The organism is Pseudomonas sp. C2B4, assembly GCF_013359695.1.
Classification (GTDB): Bacteria; Pseudomonadota; Gammaproteobacteria; order Pseudomonadales; family Pseudomonadaceae; genus Aquipseudomonas.
This window is the reverse complement of record NZ_JABFMU010000004.1, coordinates 111,686-125,808: the sequence shown is the minus strand read 5'-3', so window position 1 is coordinate 125,808 and position 14,123 is coordinate 111,686. Positions and strand designations below refer to the sequence as shown.

At 60.7% G+C, this 14,123-nt stretch carries 12 protein-coding genes; 3 read left to right on the top strand and 9 right to left on the bottom strand.

Annotated elements, in window-relative coordinates; translation table 11 throughout:
• Window positions 1–48 precede the first annotated feature (48 nt).
• The 5 genes from lnt to miaB form a co-directional block, all read right to left on the bottom strand.
• A complete protein-coding gene (gene lnt, locus HNQ83_RS04810; RefSeq protein ID WP_175387923.1) occupies window positions 49–1,572 on the bottom strand; it encodes an apolipoprotein N-acyltransferase in 1,524 nt (507 codons plus the stop codon).
• A gap of 16 nt (window positions 1,573–1,588) precedes the next feature.
• Window positions 1,589–2,428: an HlyC/CorC family transporter gene (locus HNQ83_RS04805; RefSeq protein ID WP_175387922.1), complete on the bottom strand. Its 840-nt coding sequence runs from the start codon at window positions 2,426–2,428 to the stop codon at window positions 1,589–1,591.
• A 5-nt stretch (window positions 2,429–2,433) separates the two neighbouring features.
• Window positions 2,434–2,928 (bottom strand): rRNA maturation RNase YbeY, encoded by a 495-nt coding sequence (gene ybeY, locus HNQ83_RS04800; protein WP_175387921.1) that lies wholly within the window; start codon window positions 2,926–2,928, stop codon window positions 2,434–2,436.
• Window positions 2,921–3,928: a PhoH family protein gene (locus HNQ83_RS04795; protein WP_175387920.1), complete on the bottom strand. Its 1,008-nt coding sequence runs from the start codon at window positions 3,926–3,928 to the stop codon at window positions 2,921–2,923. Before HNQ83_RS04795 ends, ybeY begins: the two co-directional genes overlap by 8 nt.
• A gap of 205 nt (window positions 3,929–4,133) precedes the next feature.
• Window positions 4,134–5,462 carry a tRNA (N6-isopentenyl adenosine(37)-C2)-methylthiotransferase MiaB gene (gene miaB / locus HNQ83_RS04790; protein WP_175387919.1) on the bottom strand — a complete coding sequence of 443 codons (1,329 nt, stop codon included), beginning with the start codon at window positions 5,460–5,462 and terminating at the stop codon, window positions 4,134–4,136.
• 136 nt (window positions 5,463–5,598) lie between these two features.
• Between miaB and HNQ83_RS04785 the strand changes: the two genes are divergently transcribed.
• On the top strand, window positions 5,599–5,928 hold the full coding sequence (locus HNQ83_RS04785) for a DUF1820 family protein (RefSeq protein WP_024780849.1): 330 nt from the start codon (window positions 5,599–5,601) through the stop codon (window positions 5,926–5,928).
• 139 nt (window positions 5,929–6,067) lie between these two features.
• Here the strand turns inward: HNQ83_RS04785 and HNQ83_RS04780 are convergent, their stop codons facing one another.
• The 4 genes from HNQ83_RS04780 to HNQ83_RS04765 form a co-directional block, all read right to left on the bottom strand.
• Window positions 6,068–6,622 (bottom strand): tetratricopeptide repeat protein, encoded by a 555-nt coding sequence (locus HNQ83_RS04780; protein ID WP_150773315.1) that lies wholly within the window; start codon window positions 6,620–6,622, stop codon window positions 6,068–6,070.
• A 226-nt stretch (window positions 6,623–6,848) separates the two neighbouring features.
• The gene (gene hemL / locus HNQ83_RS04775) at window positions 6,849–8,132 is read right to left on the bottom strand and encodes a glutamate-1-semialdehyde 2,1-aminomutase (protein ID WP_175387918.1); all 1,284 of its coding nucleotides are present in this window, start codon (window positions 8,130–8,132) and stop codon (window positions 6,849–6,851) included.
• Window positions 8,133–8,147: 15 nt separating this feature from the next.
• The gene (thiE, locus tag HNQ83_RS04770; protein ID WP_175387917.1) at window positions 8,148–8,771 is read right to left on the bottom strand and encodes a thiamine phosphate synthase; all 624 of its coding nucleotides are present in this window, start codon (window positions 8,769–8,771) and stop codon (window positions 8,148–8,150) included.
• Window positions 8,772–8,789: 18 nt separating this feature from the next.
• Complete coding sequence (locus HNQ83_RS04765; RefSeq protein ID WP_175387916.1) at window positions 8,790–9,587, bottom strand: hydroxymethylpyrimidine/phosphomethylpyrimidine kinase; 798 nt, start codon at window positions 9,585–9,587, stop codon at window positions 8,790–8,792.
• Window positions 9,588–9,878: 291 nt separating this feature from the next.
• Between HNQ83_RS04765 and HNQ83_RS04760 the strand changes: the two genes are divergently transcribed.
• Window positions 9,879–12,263: a hybrid sensor histidine kinase/response regulator gene (locus HNQ83_RS04760; protein ID WP_175387915.1), complete on the top strand. Its 2,385-nt coding sequence runs from the start codon at window positions 9,879–9,881 to the stop codon at window positions 12,261–12,263.
• Between the two features lie 74 nt (window positions 12,264–12,337).
• Window positions 12,338–13,987 carry an acyl-CoA dehydrogenase family protein gene (locus tag HNQ83_RS04755; RefSeq protein ID WP_175387914.1) on the top strand — a complete coding sequence of 550 codons (1,650 nt, stop codon included), beginning with the start codon at window positions 12,338–12,340 and terminating at the stop codon, window positions 13,985–13,987.
• The last annotated feature ends 136 nt before the right edge of the window (window positions 13,988–14,123 follow it).

The window sequence follows — 14,123 nt, the reverse complement described above, 5'->3', positions numbered from 1 at the left end:
GCAGCCTCGTTTCACTCGAAACGAGGCTGCGATCTTTTGCAGGCGCGATTAAACGGTCTTGGCCATCCGGTTGGCCACCAGCGCCCAGCCAAACAACAACACGCATACAATGATCAGCGGCCATGAGCGCCATTGCAGATAAGGCGTCAGGTTGTGCATCGGTACCACGTCGCCGTACAGGATGCCGCGCTCGAATTGCGGAATCTGCGCGGTGATCTGGCCGAACGGGTTGATCAGGCCGGTCACGCCGTTGTTGGTGGCGCGGATCATCCAGCGGCCGGCTTCCAGTGCGCGCATCTGCGCCATTTGCAGGTGTTGCAGCGGACCAATGGAGGTGCCGAACCACGTGTCGTTACTGATGGTCAGCAACAGATCGCTTTGGGCGGCAAGGCCTGCGGCGAATTCCGGATACACCACTTCGTAACAGATATACGGCGCGATCTGGTAACCCTTGGCTTGCAGCATGGGCTGATCGGCCGGGCCACGGGCGAAGTCTGACATCGGCAAGTCGAAAAACGCGATCAATCCGCGCAGCACATCCTGTAGTGGCACGTATTCGCCGAAAGGCACCAGCTTCTGCTTGAGGTAAGTGCCATCGCCTTCGCCCACCACGGTGATGCCGTTGTAATAGCGTTTAACCTGGTGGACGACTTCACGGATCGGAACGCCGGTAATCATCGCCGAGTCCCGTTCCGCAGCGAATTTACCCATCATGTCCAGGTAACCTTCTGCGGACTCCTTGAGTACCGGGATCGCCGTTTCGGGCCAGATCAGCAGGTCGACGCGTTTGGAGCTGAAGCTCATGTCGCGGTACAGCGCCAACTGTGCATTGAGCTGCGCCGGGTCCCACTTCATGTTCTGTTCGACGTTGCCCTGAATGGCGGCGACGCTCAGCGGCGCGCCTGCCGGGCTGGTCCAGGCATGGTGCTTGAGGGCGACGCCGGCCCCCCATGGCCCGATCAGCAGCAGGGAACCCAACGCGATGAAGCCTTTGCGGCCGCCTCGAAGCAGGCGCAAACCGTTGTAGATCAAGGCTGCGGTCAAGGCCAGGGTAAAGGAAATCAGCCACATGCCGCCCACGGGGGCGAGTCCGGTCAGTGGGCCGTCGAGTTGACTGTAACCGGAATAAAGCCACGGGAAACCGGTGAGGAACCAGCCACGGAACGCTTCCTGGCCGACCCACAACGCAGCAAAGGCCAGCGCATCGGCAAGCGGTGCTTCGTTGCGTCGCAACCAGCGCGCCCAAATCCAGGCGGGCAGGGCGAAGAACCAGGCAATCGCCGCGGTGAAGATCAGCATCAGGAACCCGGCCAACAGTACCGAGGCGCCGCCGAAGTGGTGAATGCTGTAGTAGATCCAGCTGGTACCGGCGCCGAACAGGCCGAAGCCGAAGCACCAGCCACGGCCCAGGGCCTGGCGGGGGCTCAGTTCACGCAAGCCGGCATAGAACAACCCGACCGCCAGCAGTGCCAGCGGCCAGATATCGAATGGCGCCAGGGCCAGGGTAGTGATTGCACCGGCCGCCACGGCCAGCAGGTTACCGGGCCAGCCGGGGCGGGTTGTCCAGCGCATTTCTATCCTTAAATGATTACCGGGCGATAGGGGTCAGTCGCAGCAGATGAATCCGACGGCTATCGGCATTGAGAATGCGGAAACGATAGGTGCCGATTTCAGTGATTTCGTTGCGTTTTGGCAAGTGCCCGAATGCGCTCATGACCAGGCCGCCCACAGTGTCGAACTCGTCGTCGGAGAATTCGCTGTCGAAGAATTCGTTGAAATTCTCGATCGGCGTCAGGGCCTTGATCAGGAAATCACCGCTGGGCAGTGGCTTGATGTAGCTGTCTTCTTCGACGTCGTGCTCGTCTTCGATGTCGCCGACGATCTGCTCCAGCACGTCTTCAATCGTCACCAGACCCGCCACGCCGCCGTATTCGTCGATGACGATGGCCATGTGGTTGTGGTTGGCGCGGAACTCGCGCAGCAACACGTTCAGGCGCTTGGATTCGGGCACGAACGTGGCCGGACGCAGCAGGTCCTTGATGTTGAAGCTGTCGCCGTTCTCCTTGAGGATCAGCGGCAGCAAATCCTTGGCCAGCAGGACACCCATCACATCGTCGTGGCTTTCGCCGATCACCGGATAGCGGGAGTGGGCCGAGTCGAGCACGGCCGGCAGGAATTCGCGGGGGGTCTGGGTCGCCTTGATGCTGATCATCTGCGAGCGCGGGACCATGATGTCCCGGACCTGCAGGTCAGCCACCTGGATGGCGCCTTCGACGATGGCCAGCGCTTCGCTGTCCAACAGTTTGTTCTGGTGTGCATCGCGCAGCAGCTCCAGCAGCTCCTGGCGGTTCTTCGGCTCGTGGGCAAAAGCCTGGGTGAGCTTACCCAGCCAGGACTTTTGCCCGTTGCTCGATCGATCTTCGCTCATAGCGATTACTCTGAATCCTTTGTTGTAATGATTGGGGATGTTTCGGTTTCGTCGTCCGCGTACGGGTCGCGATAGCCCAGCTCTGCAAGCAACTCTCGTTCCAGAGCTTCCATTTCTTCGGCTTCCTCGTCCTCTATATGGTCGTAACCGAGTAGATGCAAGCAGCCGTGAATCACCAGGTGCGCCCAATGGGCCTTGAGCTCCTTGCCCTGTTCGGCGGCTTCACGCTCGACCACGGCGACGCAGATCACCAGATCGCCCAGCAACGGAATGTCGAGAAATTCGTCCGGCACATCGGCCGGGAATGACAAGACGTTAGTTGCGTAATCCTTTTGCCGCCAGGTGTGGTTCAGATCGCGGCCTTCGGCTTCGTCGACCAGGCGAATGGTCATCTCGGAGTCGGCGGTGCGCTGGCGCAGGGCCAGTTCGCACCATTGGCGGAATTCGGCTTCGCTGGGGGCGGCGGCTTCGGTTGCGATTTGCAGGTCAAGCTCAAGCATCGCGGCGACTTTCCTTGGCGGCTGCATCACCGGCTGCACGGGTCTCGAAACGCTCGTAGGCTTCGACGATGCGCTGCACCAGCGGATGGCGCACGACGTCCTTGGGCTGGAAATGCGTGAAGCTGATGCCCGGCACGTCTTTCAACACTTCGATGACGTGGTGCAGCCCGGACTTGGTGCCGCGCGGCAGGTCGACTTGAGTGATATCGCCGGTGATGACGGCCGTGGAGCCGAAGCCGATCCGGGTCAGGAACATCTTCATTTGCTCGACGGTGGTGTTCTGGCTTTCGTCGAGGATGATGAAGCTGTTGTTCAGCGTCCGGCCGCGCATGTAGGCCAGCGGCGCGACTTCAATGACCTGGCGCTCGATCAGCTTGGCGACGTGTTCGAAACCGAGCATTTCGTAGAGCGCGTCGTAGAGCGGGCGCAGGTACGGGTCGATCTTCTGGCTGAGGTCCCCTGGCAGGAAGCCAAGTTTTTCCCCGGCTTCAACCGCTGGACGTACCAGCAGGATGCGACGGATCTGCTCGCGTTCCAGGGCATCCACCGCGCAGGCAACGGCCAGGTAGGTCTTGCCGGTACCGGCCGGGCCAATGCCGAAGTTGATGTCGTTGCCGAGGATTTCCTTCACGTAGCGCTGCTGATTCAAGCCGCGTGGGCGAATCATGCCTTTTTTGGTGCGCAGGGCGACGGCGGCGTCGGCGGGGGAATGGTTGTCCAGCTCTTCGACGGCGGATTCCTGCAGGAACAGGTGAACCATGTCCGGCGACAGCTCGGTACCCTTGGTTTCCCGGTACAAGCGGCGCAGGAGGTTTTCCGCGGAGGTGGTGTGTTTACGCTCGCCGATCAGTTCGAACTGGTTTCCGCGGTTGCGGATCTCGATGGTCAGGCGCTGTTCGATCAAGCGCAGATGCTCGTCGAATTGCCCGCACAGATTGGCGAAACGGCGAGCCTCAAAAGGCTCGAGGATAAAACGATGTGGTTCTATGGGTGCGTTCAAGGTCGTATTTAGCCGCCCTGGGGCAATAGTGATGAAATCTAGGATAACGCCAGTGGCGTGGGTGCGAAAGGCCTTAAATAATCCAGCGCCAAACACCGTCCCTGTGGGAGCGAGCCTGCTCGCGAAAGCGGCCTGACAGTCGACTCATGGGTTGAATGTCAAACCGCATTCGCGAACAGGCACGCTCCCACAGGGGGATGCTGTGTTACTGGATCAGTGAGCCCCGCAGCGAATGCGGCTGGGCCGCGTCGATGTGCACATCCGCAAACTGGCCGATCAGGGTTGGATTGTCACAGCGGAAGTTGACGATACGGTTATTTTCGGTGCGGCCTTGCAGCTCGCCGGGGTCTTTTTTCGAATAATCGGTGACCAGGATGCGCTGGATCGAGCCGACCATTTGTCGGCTGATTTCGAAACCTTGCTGGTTCAAGCGATGTTGCAGGGCATTCAGGCGTTCTTTTTTCAGCTCTTCCGGTGTGTCATCGGCCAGGTCGGCGGCCGGGGTGCCGGGGCGCTGGCTGTAGACGAACGAGTAGGAAAAGTCGAAACCAACGTCCTGAATCAGCTTCATGGTCTGTTCGAAGTCTTTTTCGGTCTCGCCCGGGAAACCGACGATAAAGTCCGAGCTGATGCAAATGCCCGGCACGGCGGCGCGCAGCTTGCGCAGTTTGGATTTGTATTCCAGCGCGGTGTGGTTGCGCTTCATCGCGGCCAGGATCCGGTCCGAGCCCGATTGCACCGGCAAGTGCAGGTGTTTCACCAGTTCAGGTACTTCGGCATGGGCCTGGATCAGGCTGTCGGAGAATTCCAGCGGGTGCGAGGTGGTGTAACGGATGCGGTCAATGCCATCGACGGCGGCAACGACCCGGATCAGTTCGGCCAGATCGGCCAGGCGTCCGTCATGGGTTGCACCGCGATAGCCGTTGACGTTCTGCCCCAGCAGCGTCACTTCACGCACACCGTTTTCGGCCAGGTGAATGATCTCGGCAATCACGTCGTCGAACGGGCGGCTGACCTCTTCGCCCCGGGTGTAGGGCACCACGCAGAAGGTGCAGTACTTGCTGCAGCCTTCCATCACCGACACGTAAGCGCTCGGGCCATCGATGCGCGGCTCGGGCAAATGGTCGAATTTTTCGATTTCCGGGAACGAAACGTCCACTTGCGGCAACTTGCTGATGCGCGCAGCGTCGATCATTTCCGGCAGGCGGTGCAAGGTCTGCGGGCCGAACACCACGTCGACATAGGGCGCGCGATCGCGAATGGCGGCGCCTTCCTGGCTGGCCACGCAACCGCCGACGGCAATCACCATGTCCGGGTTGGCCAGTTTCAATTCGCGCCAGCGGCCGAGTTGCGAATAGACGCGATCCTGGGCGCGTTCACGGATCGAGCAGGTGTTGAGCAGGATCACGTCGGCGTCTTCAGCGCGAGCCGTGACTTCCAGGGCCTGGTGTTCGCCCAGCAGATCGACCATGCGCGAGCTGTCGTACTCGTTCATCTGGCAACCGTGGGTTTCGATGTAAAGCTTCTTGGCCATGGAAAAGGGTCATCACGTGATTCGAAGAACCGCGCATTATAGGGAACATGTTCCCAGGTTCCTACCGTTGCGCGTCCGGTGGCTATGCTATAGTTCGCGCCCTCTTTTTTATTCCCCGATGTGTTGCTCGCCCACCATGACCAAACGTGAAGCTCCAATCTACAAGGTGATTTTCCTCAACCAGGGCCAGGTGTTCGAAATGTACGCCAAACAGATCTATCAGAGCGATCTGTGGGGCTTCCTGGAAGTGGAAGAGTTCGTCTTTGGCGAGCGCACGCAAGTGGTCGTCGATCCGAGCGAAGAGAAACTCAAGGCGCAATTCGAAGGTGTCGTGCGCAGTTTCGTGCCCATGCACTCGATCGTGCGCATCGATGAAGTCGAGCGTCTGGGTACACCGAAAATCAGCGAAGCCCGCGGTACGGTCGGCAATGTGATGCCGTTTCCGATGCCGATGCCTGAGAAGTAAGCCTTTAGACCGAGTCGCTCCCTTCGCGAGCAGGCTCGCTCCCACAGTTGATCGCGTGCACACATTAATGTGCACCCACAGATGATCTATTGTGGGAGCGAGCCTGCTCGCGAAGGGGCCAGCCAGAGCGATATGAAAATCAGGGAAGGGGCGAGAAAGGCGTACGCCCATCGGCGCTCTGCAGTTCCATCAGGTATTTGCGGAAAATCTGCCCAAGCACCTGGGTGGCCACTTCCAGCTCTTGGCGGGGCATTTTCTCGGTGACTTCGTCGGCCGTATCCAGCGCCTCTTCCGCCCCATTGACCGCCGCCATTTTCAGCAGGATGTACGCCTGAACGTTATTGGCCGGGACGCCTTCGCCGTGGAAGAACATGGTGCCGAGCTTGAATTGTGCCTGGGCGTGACCTTGCAGCGAGGCCTTTTCGAAGTAGCTCAGGGCTTGATTGAGGTCGCGCGGCGCATTTTTGCCTTCGTAGTAGAACTCACCCAACTCGTATTGCGCTTGTGCATCCCCTTCATCCGACGCTTTCTGGCAGGCGGCGAGTGCCTGTGCCAGGTCTTGCGGCTGAGTATTGAGGGTGCAGCGACCCATCGCTGGGATTAACAACGAGTTACCGCCTGCTTGTGCGAGCGCGAGCAGGGGCTGAAGGAGCAACAGGCAGCCCAGTGAAAGGGCGCGGCCGGTGCGGTTCATGGGAATCGACTTACCTCTGAAGGGCGCGCGGACCCATCGAGGGGATCCAATAAGCGCGCATTATGAAATAAGCAGGGCCAACCTTACAAAGTCTTTACTCGTTTTTCTGCTGCGCGGGAACTATATCGCCCACTTTGCAGGGGATTATTGGCAGATGAGTAGGAAAAAGCGTGGGAATGTAGGCCAAGGCTGACGTTGGCGATGGCCAACGTCAGCGATCCGGCGTTTATTTCAATGCAGCGAAGGCGCGCTCGGCGGCATCCAGCGTCAGTTTCAACTCGGCTTCGCCGTGGGCGATCGAGGTGAAGCCGGCTTCGAAGGCGCTCGGTGCCAGGTACACACCGCCTTCGAGCATCAGGTGGAAGAAGCGGCCGAACAGGGCGGCATCGCTGGCCATGACGTCATCGAAGGTCACGATGTCGTCGGCACCGCTGAAGTACAGACCGAACATGCCACCGGCTTGAGTGGTCACGAACGGAATGCCGGCGGCATCGGCACGCACTTGCAGGCCGTCGAGCAGGCGAGTGGTGTAGTCGGTCAGCTCGGCGTGGAAGCCCGGGCGGCTGATCAGGCGCAGGGTGGTCAGGCCGGCCGCCATGGCCAGCGGGTTACCCGACAGGGTGCCCGCCTGGTAAACCGGGCCCAGTGGGGCAATGCGCGACATGATTTCGCGTTTGCCGCCAAAGCAACCCACCGGCATGCCGCCGCCGATGATCTTGCCGAAAGTGGTCAGGTCGGGCGTTACGCCGTAGTGAGCCTGGGCACCGCCGAGGGCGACACGGAAACCGGTCATCACTTCGTCGAAGATCAGCACCACGCCATGCTTGTCGCACAGGGTACGCAGGCCTTCGAGGAAGCCAGGGGCCGGCGGTACGCAGTTCATGTTGCCGGCCACAGGCTCGACGATGATGCACGCCACGTCCTGGCCGACTTCGGCGAGCATGCTTTCAACCGCGTCGATGTCGTTGAACGGCAAGGTCAGGGTGTGTTTGGCGAAGGCTGCCGGTACGCCGGCCGAGCTTGGCACGCCCTGGGTCAATGCGCCGGAGCCGGCCTTGACCAACAGGCTGTCGGAATGACCGTGGTAGCAGCCCTCAAACTTGATGATGCTGTCGCGACCGGTGAAACCACGGGCCAGACGGATCGCGCTCATGGTCGCTTCGGTGCCGGAGCTGACCATGCGCACCATTTCCATCGACGGCACCAGCGAGCAGACCAGATCCGCCATCTGGGTTTCCATCTCGGTTGGCGCGCCGTAGGACAAGCCGTGTTCCAGTTGCTTGCGCACGGCGTCCAGCACGTCCGGATGACTGTGACCGAGAATCATCGGGCCCCAGGAGCCGACGTAATCCACATAACGCTTGTTGTCTTCGTCGGTGACGTAGGCGCCTTCGGCGTGCTTGAAGAACAACGGCGTGCCACCCACGCTTTTGAACGCGCGAACCGGCGAATTCACGCCGCCGGGAATGTGTTTCTGTGCATTGGCAAACAGGGTTTCGGAACGAGACATGATCGGGCTCTCAAATCAGATTTTCAGTAATTCGTTGAATGCGCGGGCGCGGCGGGTCACTTCAGCCGTGCTCTCGGCGCCAAACAGGCCATGCACCACAGCGAGCAGATGGACCCCGTGTGCCACCAGCGGGGCGGCGTTATCCAGGGTGATGCCGCCAATGGCGCAGATCGGCAAGTGCAACTGCCGGCGGGCCTGGTCCAGCAGTTCGAGGCTGCAGGTCGGGGCGCCGGGTTTGGTGTTGGAGTTGAAGAAGCGGCCGAAGGCGACATAACTGGCGCCTTCCCTGGCGGCCTGCTCGGCGAGTTCGAGTTGCGCGTGGCAAGTCGAACCGATGATGGCCTTGGAGCCGAGCAAAGCGCGGGCCGGAGTGAGCGGCCCGTCGGTCTGCCCCAGGTGCACGCCGACATTCAGGCGCGCGGCCAGTTCCGCATCGTCATTGATGATCAACGGGGTCTTGTAGCGTTCGCACAAGTCGCGCAGGGCCTCGGCTTCACGCAAACGGCGAGCCTCATCGCTGCTCTTGTCGCGGTACTGCAGCAGGGTGACGCCACCTTCCAGCGCCGCCTCCACGTACTGAAGCAATTTACCGTCCAGTAGATGGCTGTCGGTAATGGCGTACAGGCCACGTAATTTCATCGGACAGCCCTCATCGCGTTACGAACAGAAGTCCAGTGGCAGGCGGCGTGGCACGAATTGGCCTTTGCCCAACTGCTCGGCATCACGCAGGGTGCGCCATGTGTAGTTAAGTGCAGTCTGTACGGCACTGGTGAGGTTTTCCCCTTGGGCCAGACGGCCGGCGAGGGCGCTGGCGAGGGTGCAACCGGAACCGTGGTAACTGCCGGGCAAACGCTGGCAGGTGTAGGTTTCGCGCAAGCCATCGCGGCTGTAGAGGCGATTGTGGATTTCGGTTTCATCGCCATGACCGCCGGTGATCAGCAGGTGTTTGACGAACGGCAGGAGTTTTTCAGCGCACTCGTCCGCGGTGCCTTCTGGCAGTTCGGCGAGGATTCGGGCTTCAGGGAGGTTGGGGGTGGCGATGATCGACAGGGGCAGCAGGCGTTCGCGCATGGCGTAGCCGACTTCATCCTTGCCCAGTCGTCCACCGCCGCCGGCGCGCAGCACCGGGTCGCAGACCACTGGCAGATGCGGGTGCGCCGAAAGCAGTTCGACAACGGTGTCGACCATTTCCAGGGAACCGAGCATGCCCAGTTTGACGGCTGCGACTTCGGAGTCGTTGAGCACGGCATTGGCCTGGGCCAACACCCACTCACGGTCCAGGACGCGGAAGTCAGTGACATTGACGGTGTCTTGCACGGTCAGGGCGGTGACGGCCGGAGCCGCATGGCAACCCTGAGCGAGCAGGGCTTCGATATCTGCCTGCAAGCCGGCGCCACCACTTGGGTCGTGGCCGGAGAGACAGAGGACAACGGGGCGAGAGCTGTAGATATTCATGGTGCGCGAGCTTACCACCAAACATCTTTTTTCGGGTGGGGCGTCATCCCGCCCGGCCGATACATCTATGGCATTTTCGCAATCTGACCCATCAAACAGCTCTAGCTCAATAATCTTCGCTGGAACGCCCGTTCTAGAGCCTTTGTAGGAAAAATTTCTGTAGTGCTCAATGGCCATCAACGGCTATGCTAGAGTGGATCCAAACTAATAACAGGTAACACCGGTTTTACGTCTACTCAAAAGGAATGGGGGGCTTCCTGACAGGACCGGACAGGCCACGCTGGGGCATAAATGCGCTATTTGCTGATGTTGCTGTTGTGTTTGCCCCTCTTGGCGAACGCCGTCGAGTTCGATGAGTTCACTCAAAGCCTGCCCCTGGGCCGGACCCTGCAAGTGTTCGAAGACGCCGCGGGTCAGGCGACGATCGCGGATGTGCGCGCGCAAGCCGCGTCCGGCAACTTCAAGCCACATGACAGAGCCACCCTCAACGCCGGGTATTCGCGCTCGGTGTTCTGGCTGAAAATCGATCTGCACTACCGCCCCACCAACCCGGCCGCGCAGCGTACCTGGCTGTTGGAACTGGCCTATCCGCCCCTCGATCACCTTGACCTGTACTCCCCCGATGCGAGCGGAAACTATCAATTGGTTCGCCAGACCGGCGATGCCTTGCCATTCGCCAGTCGCGAGATCCGCCAGAACAACTACCTGTTCAATCTGGACTTCACCCCTGACCAATCGCAAACCCTCTATCTGCGCCTGCAAAGCCAGGGCTCGATCCAGGCGCCGGTCACTTTGTGGTCAAGCACCGCGTACCTCGAAGCGCAGCCGGTCAGGCTTTACGTGCTGGGGCTGATCTACGGCGTATTGCTGGGAATGCTGGTTTACAACCTGTTCATTTACCTGAGTGTGCGAGACACCAGTTATCTCTATTACATCTTCTACATCGCCTCGTTCGGCTTGTATCAGCTCTCGGTGAACGGTGCGGCCGTGCAGTACTTCTGGCCGGACAACCCCTGGTGGGCCAATGCCGCGACGCCGTTTTTCATTGGCTGTGCCGGGCTGTTCGGCAGTCAGTTCGCCCGCAGCTTCCTGCAGACGGCCACTCACAGTCGCTGGCTTGACCGTTTGTTGCTGGTCCTCGTGGTGTTTAGTGCCCTGGTGGTCGGGCTGTCGCTGATGACCAGTTATGCCCTGGCCTTGCGCCTGGCGACAGCCCTGGCGCTCATCTTCACCGTGGTGATTTTTGCGGCGGGGCTTTTCGCCTGGCTGCGCGGGCTGCGGGTCGCGCGTTATTTCATCATTGCCTGGTCGGCGTTTTTGCTCGGCGGGATCATCAATACCCTGATGGTGCTGGGTTACCTGCCAAACGTGTTCCTGACCATGTACTCCAGCCAGATCGGCTCGGCCATTGAAGTGGCGCTGCTTTCCCTGGCCCTGGCCGACCGCATCAATGCCATGCGTGAGCAGCAGGCGCAAACCCTGCTCGACGCCGGGCAAAAGCTGGAAGTCCTCAACCAGCAACTGGCGCGCAGTAACCAGCTCAAGGACGAATTCCTCGCGACCCTGACCCACGAATTGCGCACGCCCATGAACGGCGTGATCGGTTCGCTGGAACTGATGCAAACCGTTGACATGGACCCGGAGCTGGAGCAGTACCAGCAAACGGCCGCCGGATCGGCGCGGGACATGATGCGCATGGTCAACGGCATCCTCACCCTGACCGAATTGCAGGCCGGCAAGCTCAAGGCTTCCCCGTCGACGTTCAGTTTGCGCGGCGTGGTCGACGCATTGCGTGTGCAATTCGAAGGCAATGCGTCGAGCAAGTCGCTGGACTTCAAGGTCGACGTCGCACCCGGTGTGCCGGATCGCTTGCATGGCGACAGTGCCAAGCTGGCGCAATGCCTGGAGTGCCTGCTGGACAACGCCATCAAATTCACCCGAGTCGGTGGTTTGGCGCTGCGGGTCACTGGAAAAACGGTCAACCCGGAGCGACTGGCGTTGTCCTTCGCGGTGATCGACACCGGCATCGGCTTCACCGATCTGGGCGAGGCGACGATGTATCAGCGTTTTTTCCAGCTCGACGGTTCGATGACCCGCGAGTACGGCGGTCTGGGTGTCGGCCTGGCCATCTGCCGGCAATTGGTCGAATTGCTCGGCGGCCGCCTGACGCACCGCTCCGAACCTGGACGTGGCAGTCGCTTCCAGCTCGACGTTGAGTTTGAAGTTCCAGCGATCGAGCCGCCGTCAGCGCCCTTGATGACCCGTGACTTTCCGCGCTTGCGATTGCCGCAGGACTGCACTGTGCTGCTGGTGGATGACAACGGCATCAATCAGTTGGTGATGCGCGGCATGTTGCTCAAACTCGGGTTCCGGGTGCGTACCGCTGACAGCGGCACCGCCGCGCTCGATTTCCTGCGGCGTGAAACCTTTGATGCCGTGCTGCTCGATTGTCAGTTGCCAGCGATGGATGGCGTGTCTGTCTGTTGCCAGATCCGTGCACTGCCAGGCTGCGCCGAGTTGCCGGTCTTAATGATCGCCCTGGGCACGGATCGGGAGCGTTGCCCGACCGGCGCGCTGATCGATCACTTGAAAAAACCGGTAAAATTCGAAGACTTGCAGGCCGCACTCTATCGCCGGGTGCTCTGTCCGCAACAGGGCGAAAGCGCCGGCAGTTAGGCAGATATGACACTTTGTTCGGCCGGGGGGCGGTGCTTAACTGAAATCCCTTGGCTGACCAAAGGAGCCCCGTCATGAACCTGCATCAGTTCGCCGAAACCCATGAAGTCACCAACCAGCCGCCATCATTGGACGGCGCCAACCTGTATCGCATCGACCTGCCTTTGCAGGAATGGTCGCGGCGCTTCGGGGCCGGTTGGGCCGATTCGCGGATCGAAGCCTACGGCGCACTGGCCGGTGGGCCGCTGATGGAGGCGGGCTTTCTGGCCAACCAGAACAAACCGGTGTTCAACAGTCACGACCGCTACGGCCATCGCATCGACCTGGTGGAATTTCACCCGGCCTATCATCAACTGATGCGCACGGCGATCGAGCATGGCTTGACCTCGCTGCCCTGGGCGCATCCGCAGGACGGTGCACACGTCGCCCGGGCATCCATGACGTATTTGCACAGTCAGGCGGAGGCCGGCAGCGGCTGCCCGCTGACCATGACCTTCGCCAGTGTCCCGGCACTACGCCTGCAACCGGACCTGGCGGACCAATGGCTGCCGAAAATTCTCGCCACTGAATACGACCCACGCAATGTCGGTATGGCCCATAAGGCCGGTGTCACCATCGGCATGGCCATGACCGAAAAACAGGGCGGCACCGATGTGCGCGCCAACACGACCAAGGCCTATCCGGTGGGCGCCAGCGGTCCTGGCCAGGCGTATGAACTGGTGGGGCACAAGTGGTTCTGTTCCGCGCCGATGTGCGACGCCTTCCTGACGCTGGCGCAGACGGATAAAGGTTTGACCTGCTTTCTGCTGCCCCGTCATCGCCCGGATGACACGCGCAATCAGTTTTACATCCAGCGCCTGAAGAACAAGCTCGGCAACTGCTCCAACGCTTCCAGCGAAGTGGAGTTCCGTGGGGCCCTGGCATGGATGGTCGGCGAAGAAGGGCGCGGTGTGCCAACCATCATTGAAATGGTCGCCATGACCCGTTTCGATTGCATGGTCGGTTCCAGCGCCTTGATGCGTCAGGCACTGACCCAGGCCAGCCATCACTGTGCCCACCGCAGGGTCGGCGGCAAGTTGCTCAGTGAACAACCCTTGATGCAAAACGTGCTGGCCGACCTGGCGCTGGAAAGCGAGGCGGCCCTGGCCCTGAGCCTGCGCATGGGCCGGGCGCTGGATCATCTGGATGATACGCAGGAAGCGAAATTCGCCCGACTCGTGACGGCCGTGGGCAAGTACTGGATCTGCAAACGGGCGCCAGCGATGATCAACGAAGCCGCCGAATGCATGGGCGGTGCGGGCTATGTCGAAGACAGCATCCTGCCAAGGCTGTACCGAGAGGCTCCGGTCAATTCGACATGGGAAGGCTCCGGCAACGTGCAATGCCTCGATGTGCTGCGAGCCCTGTCGAAAGAGCCGGGCGTACTGGATGCGCTGTTCAGCGAGTTGGGCGATGGCCATGGCGACAAGCGTCTGGCGGCGCACATCAGCCAGTTGCAGGCGGCGTTCATGGACACCAGCGACATTCAGTACCGCGCCCGGCAACTGACCGAGGACATTGCGTTGGGTCTTCAGGCGAAGCTGTTGCTGGAGGCGGGGAATGCGGCGGTGAGTGATGGGTTTATTGCCAGTCGTCTGAATGGCGGTGGGCGGGTCTATGGCGCGTTGCCGCGTGGGCTGGATGTGGAAGCGATTGTTGCTCGTTCAACCCCACAGGGTTTCTGAACAACACCGTCCCCTGTGGGAACGAGCCTGCTCGCGAAAGCGGTCTGTCAGCCACATCGATGTTGGATGTGCCATCGCCTTCGCGAGCAAGCCCGCTCCCACATTGGTACGGCGGTGAGTCCGGCATTTGTGTCAC